This window comes from Pyrinomonas methylaliphatogenes, assembly GCF_000820845.2.
In the GTDB taxonomy this organism is placed as follows: Bacteria; Acidobacteriota; Blastocatellia; order Pyrinomonadales; family Pyrinomonadaceae; genus Pyrinomonas; species Pyrinomonas methylaliphatogenes.
In genome coordinates this window covers 613,234-636,071 of record NZ_CBXV010000008.1, presented here as the reverse complement: position 1 = coordinate 636,071, position 22,838 = coordinate 613,234, and the positions used below count along the sequence as shown (strand labels likewise).

The following is a 22,838-nucleotide window of genomic DNA, read 5'->3' as shown; positions in this document are numbered from 1 at the left end:
ATCGCCCGCGCATCCCCAAACGCGCGACGGACGGAAGAGGCTCATTTGCGACGAAAGGCGATCTGGCGGAAGGTCTGGCGCGATTTGACACAGGAGTGAACTTATTGCACAATGATATTCCTTTCCTCCTGTGGATCTTGCCCGCTGCATGCTTCTCGCGTATGCAGCGGATTTTTTGTTTTGTGAGGCGATCAGGTTATAACTTCATGGAATCGCCTGACGCGAAAGCGAAAGATTCGAATCCCCTCCTCGGGCGAGATCTCGGCTTTCTGCATGGCGATCAGAAGCTGCTGCTCGGCGGTTACCACTCCCGGGATGTCTGGTAGCAGCAACCCTCTTTTAGTGCCCGCAGTGTTCTGGACGATCACGCCATAAATTTTAGGATGTAAATCAACGAGGGTGGCAGGTTCGGGCGGGGACAGGACATCGACGGAGAATCGCAGAAGGGGCAGCTCATCCGCTTTTACGGGAGGGAATCGTGGGTCGCGAGTTGCGGCGTTAATTGCGTTGGCGATGATCTCTTCGGCGAGGTTCTGCTTTGTTGGCTCGACCGTCCCGATACAACCACGCAGATGTCCTTCGAGCGTTTTGAGGCAGACGAAACATGCCGCTCGCTGGCGAAGCGGCGAGCCTTCGCCGCAAACTGGGGGAGGGATGATCCTCTTTTCGCAGATGAAGGTTTCGACCGCGCGTCGGGCTAAGGTCGGCAGTTCGACAAATGCCTTTTCTTCAGTTTGATCGTGCATTCTGCTGAGAGGCGGCGGAAGCTAGTTGAGCGACCATGTAACCGACGCCGAAAGGGGCTTCGTAGCTGAGCACTTCACAGTTGAGCGGGAGTTCGCGGCTTGCGCCGATGGAAACGATCATTGAGCGATAACCGCATTCGCCAGCGATCATCCGCAGATTGGGGTCGAGTCGGACGATGCGTTCGAGATCGCCTTCTCGTAGGCTGGCGACGATCTCTTCATCGAAGAGATGGGCTTGCGGGTTATAGCCAGCGGGCGCTTCGGGTTTGAGGCGGTGGCTGAGATCGCCGCTGGCAACCAGGGCGATGCGTCGCCCCGTCTTCTCGGCAGCGCGTTTGAGGCTGGCGCCGAAGCGCAGGTGATCTTGGTTGGAAAGGAAGCTATAGCCGAAAGCGACCACGCGACCGCGCCAGCCATTTCGTTGCAAGAAATAAAGCGGGACCGTTGTGCCGTGGTCGAGCTTGCGGTTACGCAACGGGATGAGCCGGAAGCCTTCGCGGTTGGCCTCCTTTTCGATGGCGTGGAGCAATTCGCGATCGAGCGGCGCACGGACCTCGACGTGCGGCACACGGAAAGCGGAGAAATCTCCTTGTACTTGTGGATCGGCGTAAAAGACGAAGGCATCCGGTTCGAGCGGCGCGTGTGGCGAGACGATGACGATCGTCTCCGTCTTGTTCCCGATGATGCGCTCGGTGAAATCGCGCATGGCCGCGATAGATCTTTCAACCTGCGCGATCTGATCTCCTCCGACCTCAGGGACCATGATCGGCGGATGGGGAGCGATGCCAACGAAGACGAGATTGCTCTTCCACATTTTGATCCAAAGCGTTTCAGATGGATTCGAACGGTAAAATTTTACACCAAATCGGCAGCTAAGCAATCGGGCGCAGATCCTTTTGACTGAGCCGCGCTATTTCGCGAAGATGGTGAGGAGATGCAGGCCTTCGACGCTCTGATCATCGGTGCAGGCCCAGCCGGAGCCTTCGCGGCGCAGAGATTGGCGCAGGCGGGGATGCGCGTGGCGCTTTTCGATGGGCGCTCGCCGAGCGATCCCAAACCGTGTGGTGGCGGGGTTACGGCCAAAGCTTTGCGGCGGTGGCCCTGGCTACTCGAAGCGCCAGCGCGAGTGATCGCCGATGTCAGGTTGCTCTCTCCGAGCGGGCGCGCACTGGACCTCCGATTGTGGGAGCCGTTTGCTATCTACTCGCGGCGGGCTTTCGATCATTTCTTGCGCCAGCGCGCCGAGAGATTTGGCGCGACCGTTCTTCGCGATCGCGTCAAGGACTTCGCGCGCGCTTTTGGCGCTTGGTCGGTCAAGACGGGGGCGGGGAGAGAATATCGCGCCGATTTTCTCGTCGTCGCCGATGGGGCGAACAGTCCTTTCGCGCGGCGATTGGCGGGGCGTTTATCCAATTTCGATATGGAGGTCGCTTTTGGCTATCGTGCTCCGCTTCCTTCTTCGGGAAGAGCGGAAACGGTGATCGCTTTCCTCAAGAATTGGGCCGGTTATGCGTGGGCCTTTCCGCGACTGGACCACGTCTGTTTCGGCATCGCGACGGGGCAGACATCCTTCGATCGCCAAGCGCTCGATCGCCTGTTGTGGAAGTTCATGCTCGATTATTATGGCGCGATTTCGCCCGAACAGGTCGAGAGCCGTTTGCGTTCGCTCGTCGTGCGCTATGCGGCGCGCATCCCCGGTTTGCGTCCTGAGAGTTGGGAAGAGAGAGTCGCAAGCGGAGATGGATGGGCTTTATTGGGTGATGCGGCTGGCTTTGCTGACCCCGTGACGGGCGAAGGGATCTATTATGCGCTTCGTTCGGCGGAGCTTTTGGCGGAGAGTCTCATTAGCGGCGAGGCTCGCTCTTATGAGGAGCGGTGGCGCGAGGATTTCGGGCGAGAGTTGAGGCGGGCTGCGCAGATGCGCGATCGCTTCTACGGGGGTTTTCTCGGGGCGCCTTTTACGGATCGGATGATCGCTTTCGCGCGTCTACATCGCGGCGTGCGCCGCACTTTGCGCGAGCTCATCGCTGGCGATCAAGGGTATGTGAATTTGAAAGGGAGACTGGTCCAGCGCCTTTTCGCCGTGGCGTTCGTTTAGCGTCGCCGCGATCGAACCGTTGCGGCTCGCTAGAGATCGAATTCGCCGGCGCGCAAAGCGGCGGCGAGCCGCTCGACATCTTGCGAGAGCGGGCGATCTTCCGTAAGACGCGGGGCGTGATGGCGAACTCGAGCCAAGGCGCGCTCGACCCCTTTGCCGGGGCGAAGCGGCGCGCGGTAGTCCAACCCTTCCGCTGCGGTCAATAGCTCAATGGCGATGATCTGCTCGGCTAATTCGACGATCTTTCGCAGCTTTGTCGCCGCCGTCATTCCCATCGAGACATGATCTTCCTTGTTAGCTGAAGTGGGAAGGTTATCCGCGCTCGCTGGGTGGGCCAGGACTTTCATCTCGTTCAAAAGCGCGACGGCGGTGATCTGCACGATCATCAGTCCGGAAGAGATCCCCGCTTGAGGCGTAAGGAAGGTCGGCAACCCTTCATTCAGATCCGGGTTGATCAGTCTTTCGATGCGCCGCTCGCTCATCGCCGCCAGATGGGTCAGAGCGATGGCGGCGTAATCGAAGGCCAGCGCGAGCGGCGCGCCGTGGAAATTTCCTCCGGAGAGCACCTCTCCCGTGTCGGCGAAGACGAGCGGATTATCGACGGCGCTACCGGTTTCGATTTCGACGACATCGCGCGCATGGCGTAAAGCGTCGCGCACGGCGCCGTGCACTTGCGGCATGCAGCGCAGGCTATAAGCATCCTGCGTGCGCGGATCGTTTTCGAGGTGCGATAAGCGTATTTCGCTTTCGCTTAGAAGCGCGAGCAGGTGTTGACTGACGGCGATCTGTCCGCGATGAGGGCGCGCTGCGGCGATGCGCTCGTCGAATGCGGTCGGCGTTCCGCGCAGCGCTTCGAGCGTCATCGCGCCAGCGACATCAGCGGTGCGCGCTAGTCTTTCGGCGCGGCGGAGGGCGAGCGCGCCGACGGCCGTCATGGCTTGCGTGCCGTTGAGCAGCGCCAAGCCCTCCTTCGCCTCCAGGCGTAAGGGTTCGAGGCCCGCGCGCCGGAAAGCTTCCGCGCTTGGCATCCGTTGACCGCGAAACATGGCTTCGCCTTCGCCTATCGCGCAGAGGGCGAGGTGGGCCAGCGGCGCGAGATCTCCGCTCGCGCCGACGGAGCCTCGTTCTGGGATCAATGGGAGAAGGTCACGCGCCAGCATTTCGAGCAGCGTTTCGGCGACGACGGGGCGCACGCCGCTCAACCCGCGCGCCAGAACGTTGGCTCGAAGGAGCATGATGGCGCGCGTCTCCTCTTCCGAAAGGAGCGGGCCGAGACCGCAGGCGTGGCTGCGGATGAGGTTGATCTGCAACGCGCGCGCGTCTTTGGCCGAGATGCGCACGTCGGAGAGTTTCCCAAATCCCGTGTTGACGCCGTAGACGGTTCTGTTTTCGGAGATGATCCTCTCGATCGTTTGCCGTGAAGCCTGCATGCGCGCGCGCGCGGTCTCCGCAAGGCGCGCCTGATCTTCGCCGCGCGCGACGCGCGCGATCTCTTCGAGGGTCAGCTTCTGTCCATCGAGTTCGATCACCATGATCGCTCAACTCGGGCGGTGCGAACAGCTTTATCGCGAAACCGTCTCCTCTTCGCGCGCGATGGACCAGTCGCCGGTCTCGGGATCGGCGGATCGTTCGCCCGATGGTCTCTTCCATTCGCCCGTCGTCGTGCGAACGCGCGCGCGTGCGCGCTTGGCGCGGCGCAGCGTGGCTCGGTGATGAGCGGCGCGGGCGCGCGTCCAGTCGGTGACGCGGCGGAGCGGTTCGAAGGAGAACTCATGCTCCGGCAAGACTTCGCCGCGCGCTTCGCGCAAGCGAACGGTGGCGAGCGCGAAGATGACGAGCCCGACGTTGAAGATGATGCCGATCAAAAAGACGATCTTGCCGGGGATCAAACCGATCGTCGCGCGAGCGATGAACTCCGCGAAATCGCTCGCCGGGCGTGGGTGAAGATAAACCTTCAAATTCCAACTCGCCGCAAGCAGCAGGAAGAGCCACATGTAATTTCTTCGTAGGCGTCGGCCCAACGCCTCCCATTCGCTGATCGTAAAATGTGGGGTTTGCAATTCGCTGGCCAACGCCTCCATCCATTTCGAATCTTCGCCCAGCCCGTCGGGCGAAAGGATGCGAGCAAAATAGCCTGTCTCGATCATCCTCAGCCGGCTCGACCAGATCTCGTAGTAGCGATAGCGGCGCGCTTCCATGAAGAGGAAGAAGGCGACGAGCAGCGTGTTGATGATGATGACGAAGTGCGGATTAGATGGCGCGCTGAAGGCGAACGAAAGCGTCGCGCCGGTCGTCAACACGGCCCAGTTGGTCGTCGTGTCGAGGCGGTTGCGCCAAGTGTTCGCGCGCTGTATTTCGCCGCGATAGAAATGGACTATGGCGGTGTTGAACTCTGCCGGAGAGAGCTTGAATCGAGCGGCATCATGAGCGCCCTTCTCGGCGGAAGGGGAGCTCTCCGCCGACAGCGCGATCTCACGTCGCCCAACGGGCGGCGCTGCCATCCTGATCTTTGGATTCGGATTGCTGCGCCCCGTATCGTTGCTCATCGTCTTCACCTTCTCGCGGTCTCGAGGCGGCGAGGTCGCAATTGATGAAGCGGGTCTTTCACCGCCCATCGCGCTCGATGATAACACGGTTTGGGGCGTTAGCGCTTATGCTCCCCGAACGAAGACCGGCGATCAGATAGATGGCGGCATACGATGCCCATTCGCCCCATAGCCTTTCGGCCTTTGCGCGGACATCTCTTTCGGCAAGGCGCGTGCCATCGTTGTAGTAGTTCTCCACCAGCGCGCGTAAGACAAGATCGCCTGCCGGATAGACGTTCGTGCGTCCGAAATAGAGGATGAGCGCCCAATCTGCGGTCCACCTGCCGATGCCGGGCAGTTCCGTCAAGCGTGCGATGATTGCGGCGTTATCTCGGCGCGAAAGTTCGTCGGCATCGAGTTGCCCGGATTCGATGGCGCGCGCCGTTTCGATGATGCTGAGCGCTTTGGTTCTGGCGATCCCCAAGGCGCGCAAAGCTTCGGGGGACGCCCGAGCGATGGTCGAAGGCTGCGGGAAAGCGACGTATTCGCGCCCGCGCAGATGAAAGCGCCTCCCGAAGCGCTCGATGAGCCTTCTTTTTAAAACCATGGCGACCTTGGTGGAGATCTGTTGCGAGAGGATGGAAGTCGTCAACGCTTCGAAAAGGGTGGGCCAGCGTGCGATCCTCAATCCGCGATGGGCTTTTTCGAGGGCGCGCAGCAACGGATCGTTCGCGATCTGTCGCTGAAAAGAGCGCACATCGTGATCAAGGCTGAAGACGTGATGCGTGATCCGTTCAGCCGCGGCGAACGGATCTCTTCTTTCAGCACCCTCTTTACCGACCGGTTCGAGTCCGATTTTGAGCCGCGGTCGGGCGCGACCGCCTGCGCTCTGGAACTCGAGCAGATGAGGCGATCCCGCGAGATCGATGATCCGCGTGTAGGTTTCAATCGCGCCGCTTACAGGGAATTCTAACAGTCGCACCGTCGCCTCGAAATCGAAGGGAGAGCGCACGGGGAGCTCGATTCGTCGCATGACGCGAAGTGTGGCAAAAAATCGGCTCGGTCGTCAAAAGCGGGGCTGGCCAAATCCAGCGCGCGCTGCTTCCGCGAAGAGGCTTCTTGACACCGAATTGAGCGCTGCCTATCATCTAAATTTCGGCTCAGGGCATGTGTTTGAAAGAAGAGGACGATCTCTGCTGGATGCGCGAGGCGCTCGGCGCTGCGCGTGCGGCGGCAGAGCTTGGAGAAGTGCCCGTTGGCGCCTGCATCGTCGGTGAGGATGGGAATCTGTTGGCTCTTGCGGGCAACCGCACGCGGGCGGATTGCGATCCGACGGCGCATGCTGAAATCGTCGCCCTGCGCGAAGCGGCGCGTCGAGTGGGCAACTATCGGTTGACGGGCGCGACCGTTTATTCGACCATAGAGCCGTGCGCGATGTGTGCGGGCGCGCTCATTCAGGCTCGCATCAAGCGTTTGGTCTTCGGCGCGCATGATGAACGTGCTGGCGCGGTCGAGTCGGTCTTCCGCATCTGCGACAGCGGCTCTTTGAACCACCGGATAGAGTGGCGCGCGGGCGTGCTCGAAGAGGAGTGTCGCGCGCTGATGCAGGACTTCTTTCGGCAGAGGAGATAGTTTTAGCGGAGAGGTCGCATAGTGGCTTAGTGCACCGGTCTCGAAAACCGGAGCGGTCGTAAGGCCGCCGTGGGTTCGAATCCCACCCTCTCCGCCATTAAATTCTGAAGAACTGGCGGGCGGGCGCTCTCAACCCAAGGCCTGTCGCGGGTGGCAAGAATCCTGATCTTTCAGTTGGGAAGATCATTCATGCGGAGAGGTGCAGGAGTGGTTTAACTGGCAGCACTGGAAATGCTGTGTACGGGGAACCGTACCGTGGGTTCGAATCCCACCCTCTCCGCCATGTCTTCTGTGGGCAGACTCTCGGCGATCTTCTCGTTCAATCCTCTTGCGCCGCGTTTCCCGTTTTGGGCCTCAGTTTGACAAAGTGGGCTGTGTGCCGGACAATTGCACTAGCTCTGTGAGCGATCGTCGTTTTATCAGGCCCCGGGCTCCGCACAACGTGGCGTCGGTGAACCCCGCCAGGCCGGGAACGGAGCAACGGTAGCCGCGCGCCGCGTGTGTTGCGGGTCGGTCCGGGGCCTGTCCAGAACTAAAGTTTCGCAACCTACGCTTTTGCGACTTCCTGCCTTTTATGGCGTATCAGGTCATCGCTCGGAAGTGGCGCCCGCAGACCTTCGAGGAGGTCACAGGGCAAGAGGCGATCACGCGCACGCTGGCTAACGCGATCGCCTATGACCGCATACATCACGCTTATCTCTTCGCTGGACCGCGCGGCACAGGCAAAACGACGACAGCGCGAATCTTCGCCAAGGCGCTCAACTGCCATCGCAGCGATCGTCCCGTCCAGACGCCATGTAGAACGACGGATGATGCGGCTTGTGCCTCCTGTCGTGAGATCGCGGAAGGGCGCTCGATCGATGTGCTTGAGATCGATGCTGCCTCCAACACGGGGGTGGATAACGTTCGCGAGGCGATCATCAACACGGTAGCGGTTCGTCCGGCGCGCGATCGTTACAAGGTCTTCATCATCGACGAAGTTCACATGTTATCGGGTGCGGCCTTCAATGCGCTCTTGAAAACTTTGGAGGAGCCGCCGCCGCGCGTCGTCTTCATCATGGCGACGACCGAAAAACACAAGGTCCCGCTAACGATCCTGTCCCGTTGTCAGGAGTTCACCTTTCGCACGATCGCGACGGCGAAGATCGTCGAGCGATTGCGCTTCATCGCCGAGAGCGAAGGGGTCGCCATCACCGAACAAGCGCTCGTTGAGATCGCGCGTGTCGGGCAAGGTTCGATGCGCGATGCGCAATCGGCCTTCGATCAGGTCCTCAGCTACCAATCGGAAGGGCCTTTGACGCCGGAGATCGTCCACCTTGCGCTTGGGATCGCCGGAAGCGAGTTGCTGGCGCGCACTATGCGCGCCATCGCCCAAGGGAGGCGCGCCGAACTCCTCGGCGTCGTGGATGAGATAGCCACGCGGGGATACGATCTGCGCGCTTTTTGCCGCGACCTGTTAGCCCATTTGCGCGATCTGCTCGTCGTGCGCATTGCGGGAAAGGATGCGGAGATCATCGACAGGCTCTCCGAGGACCGGCATGAACTTGAAGCGCAAGCCGCCCTCTTCTCCGAAGAGGATCTCATCCGCTTCTTCCACAGTTTGACGGAGACGGAGAGGCTCTTACGCGAGAGCGCGCAGCCGCGCTACCAGCTGGAAGTGGGTTTGCTCAAGCTCGTCGAGATCGGGCGGATCCGATCGCTAGATGAAGCGATCGAGCGGCTTCGGAAGCTAGAAGAGGCTTTACGTGCGGGGCATCCCGCTTCGGGTTCAGCGCCGAAAGAGCCCTCTCAGGCGAAGGGAGATTCGCGATCGTCTGCGGGTGACGCTGAAGGTGGCGCGAAGATCCCAGCGCTGCGACTTGTCGCCAACGACGCGGTTCAGCGAAAGGTGGATGATGAGCCGCTCGCTGGTGGCAACGGTAAAGTTGCAGACAGGGATGCGGTTCAGCAAAGGGTGGATGATGAGCGCACGGCGCAAGAAGCGCCGAGTATCGCCCCTGAATCCCTCGTGCAGCGGTTGAAAGCCGAACTCGAAGCGCGCAATCGTCCGCTTGTCTCCGTCGCCCTCGAAAATGCGCATCGCGTCGCTATTGAAGGTGATGATCTCTGCATCGAATTCGCGCCTGAGAAGAAGCACCTGCGGGACAATTTGGTCAAACAAGAGATCGCCCGGCTGCTGCGCAGCATATGCAGCGAGTTGACGGGGCGCGAACTCGGTCTGCGCATCTTGATTCGGGATACGCATAGAGATTCGGCGGAAGACGAAAAGGAGATGGAAGCCAAACGCCTTCGCGAGTGGGCCGAGAACCATCCGAACGTACAGCATGTCCTGCGCAAGGTTCGCGGCGAGGTGATCGACGTTCGCCCGATCGATGAGGATCGAGAGTGAGGCCGATCTGTGGCTAGCGTCGAATCGCCTTACGTTTCGACTTTTCACGACATCAATCGCAAACTCGGCGGCGATATGGGGGTGTGGCTAGCGTTGAATCCTTTACGTTCGACTTTTCCATTGAACCCGCCGTTGGACTTCAGCGTATTTGAGGTTTAGGAGGTGAGACGAATGCGCGATCCAGCGTTGGCGGGTATCCTCAGTTTTCTCATCCCCGGTCTCGGCCAGCTCTACAACGGGCGAATTTTGGCTGGCATCCTTTGGTTGATCTTCACGCCGGGGTTTTGGATCGGGACCGGTGGTACGCTCGGATGGATTTGCCACATCATCTCGGCATACACGGCGTACAAATATGCCAAGGAGCATCCGGTACGTTAAACCGTGCTGCGGCGCAAGCTGATGACGCTGATCTCCGGGCGGGCGCCGATACGCACGGGGATCCCAACCATGCCCGTGCCGCGCGAGACATACATCCTCGTCCCATGGCGTTCGTAAAGCCCAGCGATATAGCGAAACTCTTTGGCGAAGCGCGCCGGCGCGCCGATGAGCGGAAGGCTCACTTGGCCGCCATGTGTGTGTCCGCTCAAGATCAGAGAGACGCCTTGTGTCTCCTCCATGTCGAAGACGCGCGGTTGATGAGAGAGTAGGATCGAGGGTCGCCTGCGATCGATCCCTTTGAAAGCCCGCGCCCAATCGGTCGCCCCCCATGACCAATCGTCGATGCCGATAAGCTGTAACGTCGCCGTTTTGCGCCGGATCAGAGTGTTGGCGTTATTGAGGACGTTGATCTTCGCGCGGGCGAGCGCGCGCGCGGTCAGTTCTGGATCGGTGTAGTGGTCGTGATTGCCGAGGACGGCCCAGACGCCTTCGGGCGCAGAGAGCGCGCTCAGCAGTTCCGCACACGGTTCGATATAGCGGCGCCGCGCGGTCGTAAAATCGCCCGTCAGCACGATCATCTCGCCGTCCAAACCTCGCACAAGATCGATGACGCGCGCGATCTCTTCGCGTGGGACGATGCGACTGTGATGTAGATCGGTGATCTGGACGAGGCGAAATCCGTCGAACTCGGTCGGAAGATCGCGGATCGGGATCTCCGTGTAGGTGATCTCGTAGTTGAATGGTTCGATGAAACGCGCGTAACCCGAAGAGGCCGCGATGCCCGCCAAGCCCGAGGCGGCCAATCCCTTCAAGATCCGGCGTCTCATCCGATCGAAGGTCATCGTCATGAGATCTTAGCACTGCGTCGGGCGATGCATCTAGCGCGCTTTTCAGGAGCCGAAACCTTGCTTGACAAAATGGTGTGGCAAACTACAATATCACTTCGCCCCGGATAAAGGGTGCGGAGATGTGGCCGAGTGGCTTAAGGCGGCGGTTTGCTAAACCGTTAGGGGTCAAAAGCCCCTCGCAGGTTCGAATCCTGCCATCTCCGCCAGAAATTTTCAGCGCCAACGGGTTACTTGAACCAGTGGTTCGGGTAACCTGATTTTATTTTCGCGCTGACGTGGGCCGCATCTTGAGCGATTCGATCTCCTCGGTCTCGTGGGTCGATAGATTGAGCGGGTCGCAAATGAGCTTCGCCTTATCTTTATGGGATGGAGCGATCTGGCGCGATATGTTCCATCTCTCGCTGCCGATCGCAGAGAAGATCTTGCGCCCCGCGATCGTCTATCTTTTCCTCGTCATCTTCTTGCGCATCTTCGGCAAACGCGAACTGGCGCAACTCAACCCGTTCGATCTCGTCGTTCTGCTCTCGCTCTCGAACACGGTGCAAAACGCCATCATCGGCGATGATAATTCCGTGACGGGCGGCATCATCGGCGCTTTCTCGCTTCTCGGGATCAACTACTTGGTCGTGCGGTTAGTCTTCAAGCATCGTCGGCTGGACCAATTGCTCGAGGGCGAGCCGACCGTGCTGATCGAAAACGGTCGCTTGGTTCCCGAGGGGTTAGCCAAGGAATTGATGACCGAATCGGAGTTGCTGGCTGTCGCGCACCGACAGGGGTTCGCCAGCCTCGACGAGATCGAACGTTGCGTGCTCGAGCCGGGAGGCACCTTCTTCATTCAAGGGAAGCAGCCGCGCCTCGTCGAAAGGCAGCATGCGGAACTGCTCGAACGCTTCGATCGGTTGGAGCGCAAACTCGATGATTTGGAACGGAGATTGGGCCGAAGCTGCGAGGGATGATCTGAACCACATGTCCTCTCCGGTTCGCATGTTGGTCGGTCAGAAGGGATCCCGTCGCCGGAGCGATGGCTTCCGTTCGGTCGCATGCTCCAGTTAGAATCGGAGATTCGGAAGTTTAAAATGGAAGGTAGATGCTGGGATGAACGTGAGAGTACGTTTCGCGCCTTCTCCGACCGGATATCTGCACATCGGCGCGGCGCGCACGGCGCTTTACAACTGGCTCTTTGCGCGCAAGCATGGCGGGAAATTCTTGCTGCGCATCGAGGATACGGACCTGCAGCGTTCCACCGAAGAATCGACTCGCTCGATCTTCGAAGGTCTCGCGTGGCTCGGTCTCGATTATGATGAAGAGGTGGTCTTCCAATCCGCGAACGCCGAAAAGCACCGCGCCGCCGCGCGCCGTCTGCTCGAAGAGGGCAAAGCTTACAGAGATTTTACGCCGCGCGAAGAGCGATCGGATGCGAACATCAAACAGGAGATCGCCGAACGCGCCCGTCGCGCGGCAGCCGGAGCTGAATCCAAGATCAACCCTTACCGCGATCTTCCGCGCGAAGAGTCGGATCGTCGCGCTGCCGCCGGGGAGCCTTTCGCCATCCGTTTGAAAGTGCCGCGCGAAGGGCGTTCGGAATTCTACGACATCGTCTACGGCAAACAGGAGCGCGAGTACGCCGAGATCGAGGATCTCGTGCTCGTCCGTTCGGATGGCCATCCGCTCTACAACCTGTCGGTCGTGTGCGACGACATCGAGATGGGCATCACGCACGTCATTCGCGGACAGGACCATTTGACGAACACGCACAAGCAGATCCTGATCTATCGCGCGCTCGGCGCGCCCGTGCCGCAATTCGCCCATTTGCCGCTGATCCTTGCGCCGAATAAAGCGAAGCTGTCAAAACGCAAGCATGGCGAAGTCGTCTCGTTGACGACCTATCGCGATCGCGGTTTCGTGCCGGCGGCGTTTCGCAATTTTCTCGCGCTGCTCGGGTGGTCGCCCGCTGATGGCAAGGAGATCATGACGCTCGAAGAGATGATCGAGCGCTTCTCGCTCGAGGGCATTCATCGCTCGAACGCGATCTTCAACTTCAACGAGCATGATCCGCGTCAGTGGACCGATCCGAAAGCCCTTTGGATGAACGCCGAATACATCCACCACATGCCGCTTGCCGAACTGCTGCCGCTCGTGCGCGCTGAACTCGAAGAGGCGGGATTGTGGCGCGCCGAATACGAGGGCGAACGGCGCGCGTGGTTCGAACGAACCGTCGATCTGATCCGTCAACGCTTCCACACGCTCAAGGATTTCTCCGGCCAAGGGCGCGCCTATTTCAGCGACGAGTTCGCTTTCGACGAAGCGGCGGTGGAGAAGAACCTGCGGCGCGAACCGCGCTTGAAAGAGCTGCTGCCGGAACTGGCGCGCCGACTCGAAACGGTCGAACCGTTCACGGCAGAGACTGTCGAACGGGCGTTGCGCGCCTTCGCCGAGGAAGCGGGCGTCAAAGCGGGTCTGTTGATCAACGCCGCGCGCACGGCGCTTACCGGACAAGCGGTCGGTCCTTCGATGTTCGAGATCTTCGAAACGCTGGGGCGCGAGCGCTCCATCCAGCGCTTGCGCGCCGCAGTTGATCTGATCTGAGCCGAGGGTGCCGCCGCATGAGATGGCTGCGATGGCTTTGATTCAAAGGATGTCGTGAATTTAAATGCAGCACGCAGCTCGCTCGACGAAAACGCGCGGCGGAATCTCGCTGCGCGCTTTCATGTCGGCGGGCGAATTATTGCAAATTCTTCGATGGAGGGAGGTGAATGCTGATCATGATGCGATCTTTCGCCGAAAGCCCACATCGCATGATGAATTCGAAATTCGGGCGCACATTGAATATAGGTCTCGTTCTCATCATTCTCTTCTTCGCCGCGGCGATCCGCGGGCAGCAAACGAGCGTTTCGAAGGCGCAGATGGATTCTCCGAGGCGCGATGCGCAAACTGGCCCCGCTCAACGAGGAGGATCTCGAGCGCGAGGCAGGCAGACAGGCGCGGGCATCTCCGGTCCAGGAGAACAAGCTGTGCGAGCGGCCTTTGAAAAACTGCTCGATGGCATTCGCCATGCGAACGTTGACGAGGTGATGAGCGTTTATTGGAACTCTCCTCAGCTCATCATCTTCAACAACAACGGCACGGTGACCAAAGGTTGGGAGCAGGTGCGCGCCAATCGCGTCAGCCTCTATGCCGAAGTGAAGGATGTCAAACTCGAGGTGCGCGATGTGCGCCTACGGATGCTTGGGCCCAATGCGGCGCTCGTCACCTGCCTGTGGACGCAATCGCAAACCTTTCGTGGCACGCCGGAAAGCTCTTCAGGCCGCTTGACACTCGTCTTTCAGCGCATCGGCGGCGAGTGGAAGGCGGTCCACGCACACACCTCGCCTGAGGCGCCAGATCCATCGCGCCTGATGCCTTCGGAACGCCCAAGCGCGACGCCGAAGGCGAAGAGCTAAACTGTCTGGCCCTGGAGCGTAGGGGTGACGCGGTTCGGCGCTCGATAGCAAATGGTCGCAATTCGTCTGGCCCTGGAGCGTAGGGGTGACGCCCTGGCTCCAGGCGCCTTCCGTTTCTCCGAAAATTTGGAAAGTGGTTCAAAAATTTGGAGAAAGAGGCCCACAGGCTCATCGAGCCGTCTTTGATAAACTCAATAAGTATGACTACTTAGCCGAAAATCTGGCTATTGGCATGAGGGTTGCGTGAAAATTTCATTGAATATCATCTCGATGCAGTAGAAACAGCGGGCTTTGCAAGGCTTCATCAAGCGGTTTGTTCTCATCGTTCTTAAAGTTTTGCCAAAAACAGACTGGAGGGAGCCCAACAATGAGACACCTTGCATGCAAGCTCGCGTTGCTGGTCTTTTACTCGCTGACTTGCAGCGCGTTGGTCAGCGGTCAAGTCATCTCGACCGGTTCTCTTTCAGGGGCGGTTGTGGATCAAGCTGGCGCTGTGGTTGCTGGCGCGACGGTAACCGTCAGAAACAACGAGACCGGCGCTGAGTACACAGCGCAGACTGCCGATAATGGCACCTTCATCGTCCCTTCCTTGCCTGTCGGTACGTACACCGTTACGGTTACGATGCAGGGTTTCAAGCAGGCGATCTTGCAGGATGTGAAGATTGACGTTGGCAAAGTTTCGAGCGTTAATGTCTCGCTCGAACCTGGTCAGATTAACGAATCGGTGACGATCACAGGGGCGGGTGGCGAGCTACTACAGACGCAATCGACGAACATCGCCACAACGATCACCGGGCGGCAGATCACGGAACTGCCGTTCACTTCGCGCGATTCGCTTGATCTAGTGTTATTGCTTCCCGGGACAGTACAGGTCGGGCGTCCGCGCGCCTCATCGGTAAATGGTTTGCCTAAGGGGACGCTCAACATCACGATTGACGGCATCAATGTTCAGGACAACTATTTGAAATCGAGCGACGGTTTCTTCACCTACATTCGTCCGCGCATTGACGCCATTGAAGAGGTCACCCTCTCGACGGCCACGCCGGGGGCGGAGAGTGCCGGAGAGGGGGCGGTGCAGATCAAGTTCGTGACACGCGCTGGGACGAATGATTTTCGCGGGAGCCTTTACTGGTATCACCGCAATCCAGCGCTCAATGCTAACTACTGGTTCAATAACCGCGATTTGCCGCCCGATCCGGTGGATGGCAAGGCGCCTCGCAATCGCGTATTGCTCAATCAGTTCGGCGGGCGTTTGGGTGGTCCGATAATCCACAATCGCGCGTTCTTTTTCGTCAACTACGAAGAGTTCCGTTTGCCGGAGAGGAACCTGCGCGAACGCACCATCCTCAGCCCACAGGCTGAGCAAGGCATCTTTCAATACATCACCTCTGGCGGGGTACGTTCAGTTAATCTGCTTGCCGTTGCTGCCGCAACGAACTGCAACCCTGCGGGCGCAAATGCCACTCCTTTCACCCCCTGCACTTCGACCATCGATCCGACGATAGGGCCGTTGCTTGCGGCCATCCGCAGTTCAACCAGCGCTGGCGGCGTTCGCCCGCTAACGGACCCGAACTTCCAAGCCTTCAGCTTCATCAACTCCGGGCTACAGAAGCGCCGCTTCCCGACGGTGCGTTTCGACTTAAATTTAACGGAGAAGCATCATCTGGAGAACATCTACAACTACCAGAAGTTCGATTCGACGGTTGATTTCCTCAACAATGTGGATCCGGCTTTCCCGGGCTTCCCGAACTTCGGCAGTCAGAAGTCGAACCGCTTCTCCAACGTCACGGCGTGGCGCGCGACCTTCTCGCCGCGCCTTGTCAATGAAGCTCGGTTCGGTTTCACCGGCGGGACCACGCTTTTCTTCCCGGAGGTCAATTCAGGTCAGTTTCAAAATCAAGGTGGATTAAGTTTTGGTACCGCAGTCGGCACCGGCGGTTTCGCGGCAGCTGCGGGCATAAGCAATCCGACTGTAACCAATAGTCCGAGTCGGCGCAACACGCCGATCTGGCAGTTTACGGACAATCTCACCTACATTCACGGCAACCACACCTTCAACATCGGGGGAAGCTTCACGCAGGTCAACTTCTGGGGGCAAAGCTTTCCGGGCGGCGTCGTGCCGGCGATCAGCTTTGGGGTTGACAGCAGCGATCCTGCCTCGCGCATCTTCACGTCAGCTAACTTCCCCGGAGCATCGGCTGATGATTTAACGCGCGCGCGCGGCATCTACGCCGTGCTCGTTGGTCGCGTCACTGGCGTTAGCGGCGTCGCGGCGCTCGATGAGAAGAGCGGGCAGTATCGTTATCTTGGCGATTACATCCAGCGTGCGCGGCAGCGCGAGCTTGGCCTTTACTTGCAGGACGCTTGGCGTTATAGATCGAATCTGACGCTGAACCTGGGCCTGCGCTGGGAAGTTCAGTTCCCCTTCACGGCGCTGAACAATAACTACTCGTTCGCGACCTATGACGATCTGTTCGGCATCTCCGGGCGCGGCAATCTGTTTCGACCCGGAGTTTTGCAAGGGCGCCCGACGCAGTTCGTCCAATTCAAACCCGGCGATAAGCCTTTCGCCACCGACTACAACAACTTCGCGCCGAGCGTCGGATTTGCATGGAGTCCGGACTGGAAGAGCGGTTGGTTACACCGGCTCTTTGGATCGGAAGGGCAGAGCGTGATTCGCGCCGGTTACTCGATCGCTACCGTGCGTGAGGGGATGAACGTTGTTGCCAGCATTCTAGGGGCGAATCCGGGCGGCACGGTTAACGCTGCGCGAAGTTTGACGCTCGGCAATCTCACGCCTGGAACATTGCTGCGGGATCGAGCGAGCATCGCGCCACCTTCGTTCCCGAGCGCGCCGAGCTATCCGATCACCGGTACGGTGTCGGATTCGGTCAACGCTTTCGATCCGAATTTGAAGCTCGGTTACGTGCAATCCTGGACCTTTGGCATCCAGCGCGAAATCACCAAGGATATGGTGATTGAGGCGCGCTATGTTGGCACGCGCGGCGTGAAGCTGTGGCGGCAGTACAATCTCAACGAGATAAACGTCGTGGAGAACGGTTTTCTGAACGAGTTCCGTCGCGCGCAAGCTAACCTGCAAGCGAACATCGCCGCCGGACGCGGCAACACCTTCGCTTATACGGGCGTTCCGGGAACATCGCCGCTGCCGATCATGCTCGCTTACTTCAGCGGCATCCCTGCGGCGCAAGCTAACGATCCGAGCCGCTACACCTCGGCGCTCTTCTCCAACTCAACTTTCCTTAACCTGCTCGCCATCAACAACCCGAGCCCTCAAGGGTTTGCCAACACGATCCTCAGCACGGCAAGCTTGCGAGCTAATGGGATCAACGCAGGTCTTCCGGCCAACTTCTTCGTCGTCAATCCAGACAAGCTCGGCGGGGCGTTCCTTGTCGATAATGGAGGCCATTCGTGGTACGACGGGTTGACGATCGAATTGCGGCGGCGACTGTCACAAGGGCTGCTTCTGCAAGCCAGCTACACGTGGTCGAAGGCGTTAACCGACATGTACGATGTAAGCTCGGTCGTCTTCAGCCAGTATCCAACCTTACGTCAGACCAATCTGGCGAAGTCCCTTTCGCCTTTCGATGTCCGTCATGCTTTCAAAGCCAACTGGATCTATGAACTTCCGTTCGGACGCGGAAGGGCGTTCTTCGGCGATGCTGGCAGTTTCCTCGATAGTTTAATCGGTGGATGGTCCGTCCATGGTACGGCGCGTGTGCAAAGCGGTACGCCGTTCCGATTCCAGAACGTCAGGCTCGTCAACATGACGGTCGATGAGCTACAGAAGTTCGTCGAAGTGCGCAAAGATCCGAACAAGATCGTTTACTATCTTGATCCAGACGTGATTTTGAATACCCGCCGCGCTTTTAACGTCACACCGACGGGATATTCAGCTCTGGGAGCGCCGACGGGCAAATATATAGCTCCTGCCGGTGGTCCAGACTGCATCCCGGCATATGCGGGACAGTGCGGGTTCGCCAATCTAGTGCTCCATGGGCCGAGATTTGTCCGTCTTGATATGAGTGTCGTCAAGCGGATCAAGCTCACGGAGACGGCGAACTTCGAGCTGCGCGGTGAGTTCCTGAATGCGATCAATAATGTCAACTTCCGCATCGGCGGCTGGACGGCTGATTCGGTGACCGTGACCGGACTGGGAGGCGCGACTTTCGGTCAACTCGGCGGAGGCACGGCCTACCAGGATCTTTCGACCACTAATGATCCCGGTGGTCGATTGGTCCAGATCGTCTTACGCCTAAACTTCTAGACGATCTCGATAGGGATCTATTGGGGCAAGAGGCAACAGCGTCCCTCTTGCCCCTAATTTTTCGTTTCGAATCGATCGTTAGTAACAGAGAGGGGCTTCCTCAACGCCTATTCGAACATGAGGGCCGTTTCCTGATATCCAACGGCGTTTTCATTCTCCAGAAGTTTGTGGTTCAGGCGGGATGCCCAAGCGCGCTCAAGCAAGCGCTCGCGGCGTTTTCATTCTCCAGAAGCTCGCGGTTCGGACCGGTCCGCTAGCGCGTCTAATCATCGACAGTTATAGCGCAACTTAGGCCGTTCCTCCCCATTTCAAAATGGGGGCGCGTCTCAGCCGTTCCTGCTGTAAAATAGAGCGGTCGTCGAGCTTCTCGGCGCCCCCTTCTGATCTTCAAGTTTGGTTTCATCATGGATTGTGAGTTGTGATCGGCGTCAGAAGAATGGTTCTTGAGGTTAGACCTCTGCTGAAATGGAAAAGTACGAGCGACATATAAAGATCGACGCTACGCCGGAACAAGTATTCGCGCGGCTTAGCGATTTCACGCTCGTGCCGCAGTGGATGGCGTTCGTCATCAACGTGCTGCCCATGGATGAACGCCACTGCTTCTGGCTGACCGAGGCTGCGGAAGAGACGAGCGGGCGTTGGGTCGCAGAAGTGCTCGAATGCACCCCTCCTCGATGTTTCAAGTATCTTTTGAATGAAGGAAGAGTGAGAGGGCTCGTCGAAACGACGATCGAAGAGGATGTTGACGGCGGATGCAAGTTGTGGTTCTCGATAAGCGATCGATCTCCCGTCACGTGGCAAGGGGCGCCATGTCCCGTCATCATCTTTGGCGAAGATCCTGCCTCCGGTTTGGCGAAAAGCCTCGGCCTTCTCAAGGACTTGATCGAACGGGCGGGCGAGGGTTCAAAGCTGGATTCGCGCGTTGCGGCGGGCGAAGGTGAGGTAAGTGATGAACTGAATTTGAGCGATCTCTCATCCTCAACGCAAACTACATCGCATCCTCTCAAAGTAAATGATGGACCGGATTTGAGCGATCTCACCCCTTTCGAGCGTCGTGTTGCTGATCGGCTATTGGATTTCGGCGGACCCTCGGAACTGTCGTCCGCCGAGGCGCAGATCGTCTTCGACGAGGTTTCAGATAGTTCGAGCGGGCGAGCTTTGCGCGAAACGCAACTCGCCGTTCGAAGGGGCCATGGGCGCGCCGGGAGGTTCAGCTGGGGATATCTGTTCATCTTCGTTTCGATCGCCTTTAGTTCAGGCGTCTTCGTTTGGTCGATGAAACAGAGCGAGTTGACGCGCGGCGCACAGAAGCGCGCCGAATCTAAAGCGAGCGCGGAACAGCCGACCGCGGTCGAACGGACGATGCAAGCGGGCCCCGGAGCTGCAGCCGATTCGATCGGCGAATTGAAAAAGAGATTATCGGAGTGGGCTGAGGCGATTAACGAGGGTGATTTGAAGGGATTGATGAGATTCTATGCTCCGGTGCTCGAGCGTTACTATCTGCAGAAGAACTTCCCGCGTGCGGGTGTGCTTGCCGATAAAGCGCGCTATGGGATCGGCGAAGGCAGAGTTCGTTTACAAATCTCCGATCCGAAAATAGATCTTTCGCCCGATGGATTGCGGGCCACCGTGACCTTTCGCAAGGGGGCTGATCTCGAGCGGCAGCGCGGCGTGACCCTACAGCAGTTGATCTGGGAACGCGGCGATGATTGGCAGATCGTTAGCGAGCGCGATCTGTCGATCCGTCGCTGATGGCCAGTCAAAAGACGAAGATCTATTCGAGATTATGGATCGTAGCGTGCAGCGAAAGGAGGCGACCGTTACGACCAGTCAAAAGACGAGGATCTGTTCGAGATGATGGATGACCGTGAAGAGCGACCTTGCCTCTTCACGGTCATCCATCAAAAGCGGCTTCAATCGCCGGTGGCTTGCGAGGCGGGTTGAGTTTCGAGCCTCTCCACTCCGATCCTCATTGCGTAGAACGAGCGCCAGACGAAGATGATCGAGACGGCGAGGAAAGCCGCTGCCAGAGCGTGGCTGGCGCTGGCACCGTAGTCGCTCGTCAACTTCACGGCCAGTTCGACGGCCAGCAAACCGAACAGCGTCGTGAACTTGATGACCGGATTCATCGCCACGGACGAGGTGTCCTTGAACGGGTCGCCCACCGTGTCGCCGACGACCGTGGCGGCGTGAAGTTCAGTCCCTTTCTGTTTAAGTTCGACTTCGACGATCTTCTTGGCGTTATCCCATGCGCCACCAGCGTTGGCCATGAAGATCGCTTGATAGAGGCCGAAGACGGCGATCGAGATCAGGTAGCCGATGAAGAAGTAAGGTTCGACGAACGCGAAGGCGAGCGTGGCGAAGAAGATCGCCAAGAATATGTTGAACATGCCGCGCTGCGCATAGCGCGTGCAGATTTCGACCACGCGCTTGCTGTCGGCGACCGACGCTTTCTCAACGCCTTCGAGCCGGATGTTCCGTTTGATGAACTCCACGGCGCGATAGGCACCGGTGGTCACGGCTTGCGTCGAAGCGCCCGTGAACCAGTAGATCATCGCGCCGCCAGTGATCACGCCGAGCACAAAAGGCGCGTGAAGCAACGACAGATTCTGCGTGTTGGTCGTCAATCCGGCTGTAAGCGCCATGATGATCGAGAAGATCATGGTCGTCGCGCCAACCACAGCTGTACCGATCAACACGGGTTTCGCCGTCGCTTTGAAGGTGTTGCCCGCGCCGTCGTTCGCTTCGAGCAAGTGCTTGGCGCGTTCGAAGTGGACCGTGCGCCCGAAATCGCGCCGGATCTCTTCTTCGACGTTGGGCACCTGCTCGATGAGCGATAGCTCATAGACCGATTGCGCGTTGTCCGTCACCGGCCCGTAAGAATCGACGGCGATCGTCACCGGCCCCATGCCGAGGAAGCCGAAGGCGACCAGCCCGAAGGCGAACACGGGCGCGGCGACCATCAACGCGCTCAAGCCCATCGCGCTGAAGTAGTAAGCGACCGTCATCAGCGCGACGATGCCGACGCCGAGCCAGTAGGCGGAGAAGTTGCCGGCGACGAAACCCGACAAGATGTTGAGCGACGCGCCACCTTCTTGCGACGAAGTGACCACTTCTTTGACGTGGCGCGATTCGGTCGAGGTGAAGACTTTGACCAGTTCAGGAATGATCGCCCCCGCCAGCGTCCCGCACGAGATGATCGTCGCCAGCTTCCACCACAGCGTCGCATCGCCGCCTAGATCCGGGATGATCAGGTAGGAGACGACATAGGTGAGCGCGATCGAGATGATCGAGGTCAACCAGACGAGGTTGGTCAACGGTTGCTCGAAGTTCATCTCCGTCGCGTTGCCGTAGCGTGCGCGCGCGATCGCTTCGTTGATGAAGTAGGAAAGGGCGCTCGCCACCACCATCATGATGCGCATCATGAAGATCCAGACGAGCAACTGGACCTGCACGGTCGGATTCGGCACGCCGAGCAGGATGAAGGTGATGAGCGCGACGCCCGTCACGCCGTAGGTTTCGAACCCATCAGCCGTGGGGCCGATCGAATCGCCCGCGTTGTCCCCCGTGCAGTCGGCGATCACGCCCGGATTGCGCGCGTCGTCTTCCTTGATGCCGAAGACGATCTTCATCAGGTCCGAACCGATGTCGGCGATCTTGGTGAAGATGCCGCCCGCGATGCGCAGCGCCGCCGCGCCCAGAGATTCGCCGATGGCGAACCCGATGAAGCACGGTCCGGCGTAATCGCCCGGCACGAAGAGCAGGATGAAGAGCATGATCAGCAGTTCGACGCTGATCAAGAGCATCCCGATGCTCATGCCGGCTCTGAGCGGGATCGAATAGACCGGAAAGGGTTTGCCTTCGAGGCTGGCAAAGGCCGTGCGCGAATTGGCGAAGGTGTTGACGCGAATGCCGAACCACGCGACGCCGTAGCTGCCGGCGATGCCGATCAGACTGAAGAGCAGGATGATCAGCACGCGCGAAGCTTCAAAGCCGAGCAAGAGTCCGAAGTAGAGGACGATGATGACGGCGATGAAGCCTTCGAGGATCAGCAGGAACTTGCCCTGCGTGATGAGATAGGTCTTGCATGTTTCGTAGATCAGCTCCGAGATCTCCCGCATCGCGCGGTGCACGGGAAGGTTCTTCAGTTGCATGTAGATCGTCAACCCGAAGAGCATGCCGAAAAGGCAGGCGAACAGTCCGATGAAAAGGATCGTGCGCCCATCGAGACCGAGGAAAGATGCGCGCGTCAGATCGGGCAGGACCAGGCTCGCTTCTCCGCCCCCTCGATGCGCGCCATCATGCGTTTGTGCGACGACGGAGATCGTCTGGACGACAAATGAGGAGAAAACGGCGAGTAAATAAAACGCGATTCGCTGAAACCTCGTTCCAGCGAAATCCTTTTTGATCTTCTTTTCTGTGCTCTCGACCCGTTTCATAGCTATCCCATTCCCCTTCATACAGTTTTCAGGCCCCATCGGTTTGGAAGATGTGCGA

At 58.9% G+C, this 22,838-nt stretch carries 16 protein-coding genes, 3 tRNA genes and 1 other RNA gene; 13 read left to right on the top strand and 7 right to left on the bottom strand.

What is annotated here, in order from left to right; translation table 11 throughout:
• Positions 1-191: 191 nt before the first annotated feature.
• Both amrA and amrB read right to left on the bottom strand, forming a co-directional pair.
• Positions 192-746, bottom strand: coding sequence for an AmmeMemoRadiSam system protein A (gene amrA, locus PYK22_RS13995; RefSeq protein ID WP_041978229.1), 555 nt, complete (start codon positions 744-746; stop codon positions 192-194).
• Positions 730-1,560 carry an AmmeMemoRadiSam system protein B gene (gene amrB / locus PYK22_RS13990; protein WP_060635696.1) on the bottom strand — a complete coding sequence of 277 codons (831 nt, stop codon included), beginning with the start codon at positions 1,558-1,560 and terminating at the stop codon, positions 730-732. Before amrB ends, amrA begins: the two co-directional genes overlap by 17 nt.
• Before the next feature lie 120 nt (positions 1,561-1,680).
• Here amrB and PYK22_RS13985 point away from each other — a divergent pair, with 120 nt between their 5' ends.
• Positions 1,681-2,844: an NAD(P)/FAD-dependent oxidoreductase gene (locus tag PYK22_RS13985; RefSeq protein ID WP_041978226.1), complete on the top strand. Its 1,164-nt coding sequence runs from the start codon at positions 1,681-1,683 to the stop codon at positions 2,842-2,844.
• A gap of 29 nt (positions 2,845-2,873) precedes the next feature.
• Here the strand turns inward: PYK22_RS13985 and hutH are convergent, their stop codons facing one another.
• From hutH to PYK22_RS16960, 3 genes are read right to left on the bottom strand one after another with little or no spacing between them, the layout of a single operon-like run.
• On the bottom strand, positions 2,874-4,376 hold the full coding sequence (hutH, locus tag PYK22_RS13980) for a histidine ammonia-lyase (RefSeq protein WP_041978223.1): 1,503 nt from the start codon (positions 4,374-4,376) through the stop codon (positions 2,874-2,876).
• A 30-nt stretch (positions 4,377-4,406) separates the two neighbouring features.
• Positions 4,407-5,390, bottom strand: coding sequence for a DUF2270 domain-containing protein (locus PYK22_RS16965; RefSeq protein WP_235789169.1), 984 nt, complete (start codon positions 5,388-5,390; stop codon positions 4,407-4,409).
• Positions 5,391-5,448: 58 nt separating this feature from the next.
• Positions 5,449-6,402: a DNA-3-methyladenine glycosylase 2 gene (locus PYK22_RS16960; protein ID WP_060635694.1), complete on the bottom strand. Its 954-nt coding sequence runs from the start codon at positions 6,400-6,402 to the stop codon at positions 5,449-5,451.
• 134 nt (positions 6,403-6,536) lie between these two features.
• Between PYK22_RS16960 and tadA the strand changes: the two genes are divergently transcribed.
• The 6 genes from tadA (at position 6,537) to PYK22_RS13945 (ending at position 9,768) form a co-directional block, all read left to right on the top strand.
• On the top strand, positions 6,537-7,001 hold the full coding sequence (gene tadA / locus PYK22_RS13965; protein WP_041978222.1) for a tRNA adenosine(34) deaminase TadA: 465 nt from the start codon (positions 6,537-6,539) through the stop codon (positions 6,999-7,001).
• 7 nt (positions 7,002-7,008) lie between these two features.
• Positions 7,009-7,098: transfer RNA gene (locus PYK22_RS13960), tRNA-Ser, on the top strand.
• A 96-nt stretch (positions 7,099-7,194) separates the two neighbouring features.
• Positions 7,195-7,284: transfer RNA gene (locus PYK22_RS13955), tRNA-Ser, on the top strand.
• A 141-nt stretch (positions 7,285-7,425) separates the two neighbouring features.
• Positions 7,426-7,525: signal recognition particle sRNA small type (gene ffs / locus PYK22_RS16955), an RNA gene on the top strand.
• Between the two features lie 50 nt (positions 7,526-7,575).
• Positions 7,576-9,390, top strand: a complete 1,815-nt coding sequence (gene dnaX / locus PYK22_RS13950; protein ID WP_060635693.1) for a DNA polymerase III subunit gamma/tau — start codon at positions 7,576-7,578, stop codon at positions 9,388-9,390.
• Between the two features lie 171 nt (positions 9,391-9,561).
• Entirely contained in the window at positions 9,562-9,768 is a 207-nt protein-coding gene (locus tag PYK22_RS13945; protein WP_041978219.1) for a DUF5683 domain-containing protein, read from the top strand.
• Here the strand turns inward: PYK22_RS13945 and PYK22_RS13940 are convergent.
• A complete protein-coding gene (locus PYK22_RS13940) occupies positions 9,765-10,595 on the bottom strand; it encodes a metallophosphoesterase (RefSeq protein ID WP_157770897.1) in 831 nt (276 codons plus the stop codon). The genes PYK22_RS13945 and PYK22_RS13940 overlap by 4 nt on opposite strands.
• Before the next feature lie 136 nt (positions 10,596-10,731).
• Between PYK22_RS13940 and PYK22_RS13935 the strand changes: the two genes are divergently transcribed.
• From PYK22_RS13935 to PYK22_RS13905, 6 genes are all read left to right on the top strand, one after another.
• A tRNA-Ser gene (locus PYK22_RS13935) sits at positions 10,732-10,822 on the top strand.
• Positions 10,823-10,990: 168 nt separating this feature from the next.
• Entirely contained in the window at positions 10,991-11,572 is a 582-nt protein-coding gene (locus PYK22_RS13930) for a DUF421 domain-containing protein (protein ID WP_099606201.1), read from the top strand.
• Positions 11,573-11,711: 139 nt separating this feature from the next.
• Entirely contained in the window at positions 11,712-13,202 is a 1,491-nt protein-coding gene (gene gltX, locus PYK22_RS13925; RefSeq protein ID WP_041978217.1) for a glutamate--tRNA ligase, read from the top strand.
• Positions 13,203-13,627: 425 nt separating this feature from the next.
• Positions 13,628-14,056 carry a YybH family protein gene (locus tag PYK22_RS17800; RefSeq protein WP_162199860.1) on the top strand — a complete coding sequence of 143 codons (429 nt, stop codon included), beginning with the start codon at positions 13,628-13,630 and terminating at the stop codon, positions 14,054-14,056.
• Positions 14,057-14,423: 367 nt separating this feature from the next.
• Complete coding sequence (locus PYK22_RS13915) at positions 14,424-18,341, top strand: TonB-dependent receptor (protein ID WP_041978215.1); 3,918 nt, start codon at positions 14,424-14,426, stop codon at positions 18,339-18,341.
• 465 nt (positions 18,342-18,806) lie between these two features.
• A complete protein-coding gene (locus tag PYK22_RS13905) occupies positions 18,807-20,093 on the top strand; it encodes an SRPBCC family protein (protein WP_041978212.1) in 1,287 nt (428 codons plus the stop codon).
• Positions 20,094-20,254: 161 nt separating this feature from the next.
• Here the strand turns inward: PYK22_RS13905 and PYK22_RS13900 are convergent, their stop codons facing one another.
• Positions 20,255-22,780 (bottom strand): sodium-translocating pyrophosphatase, encoded by a 2,526-nt coding sequence (locus PYK22_RS13900; RefSeq protein ID WP_083437931.1) that lies wholly within the window; start codon positions 22,778-22,780, stop codon positions 20,255-20,257.
• Positions 22,781-22,838: the final 58 nt, after the last annotated feature.

Excerpts from the sequence above, each read along its gene's own strand:
- amrA (WP_041978229.1), bottom strand. The coding sequence starts at position 746 with ATGCACGATCAAACTGAAGAAAAGGCATTTGTCGAACTGCCGACCTTA.
- amrB (WP_060635696.1), bottom strand. The coding sequence starts at position 1,560 with ATGTGGAAGAGCAATCTCGTCTTCGTTGGCATCGCTCCCCATCCGCCG.
- PYK22_RS13985 (WP_041978226.1), top strand. The coding sequence starts at position 1,681 with ATGCAGGCCTTCGACGCTCTGATCATCGGTGCAGGCCCAGCCGGAGCC.
- hutH (WP_041978223.1), bottom strand. The coding sequence starts at position 4,376 with ATGGTGATCGAACTCGATGGACAGAAGCTGACCCTCGAAGAGATCGCG.
- PYK22_RS16965 (WP_235789169.1), bottom strand. The coding sequence starts at position 5,390 with ATGAGCAACGATACGGGGCGCAGCAATCCGAATCCAAAGATCAGGATG.
- PYK22_RS16960 (WP_060635694.1), bottom strand. The coding sequence starts at position 6,402 with ATGCGACGAATCGAGCTCCCCGTGCGCTCTCCCTTCGATTTCGAGGCG.
- tadA (WP_041978222.1), top strand. The coding sequence starts at position 6,537 with ATGTGTTTGAAAGAAGAGGACGATCTCTGCTGGATGCGCGAGGCGCTC.
- dnaX (WP_060635693.1), top strand. The coding sequence starts at position 7,576 with ATGGCGTATCAGGTCATCGCTCGGAAGTGGCGCCCGCAGACCTTCGAG.
- PYK22_RS13945 (WP_041978219.1), top strand. The coding sequence starts at position 9,562 with ATGCGCGATCCAGCGTTGGCGGGTATCCTCAGTTTTCTCATCCCCGGT.
- PYK22_RS13940 (WP_157770897.1), bottom strand. The coding sequence starts at position 10,595 with ATGAGACGCCGGATCTTGAAGGGATTGGCCGCCTCGGGCTTGGCGGGC.
- gltX (WP_041978217.1), top strand. The coding sequence starts at position 11,712 with ATGAACGTGAGAGTACGTTTCGCGCCTTCTCCGACCGGATATCTGCAC.
- PYK22_RS13915 (WP_041978215.1), top strand. The coding sequence starts at position 14,424 with ATGAGACACCTTGCATGCAAGCTCGCGTTGCTGGTCTTTTACTCGCTG.
- PYK22_RS13905 (WP_041978212.1), top strand. The coding sequence starts at position 18,807 with ATGGAAAAGTACGAGCGACATATAAAGATCGACGCTACGCCGGAACAA.
- PYK22_RS13900 (WP_083437931.1), bottom strand. The coding sequence starts at position 22,780 with ATGAAACGGGTCGAGAGCACAGAAAAGAAGATCAAAAAGGATTTCGCT.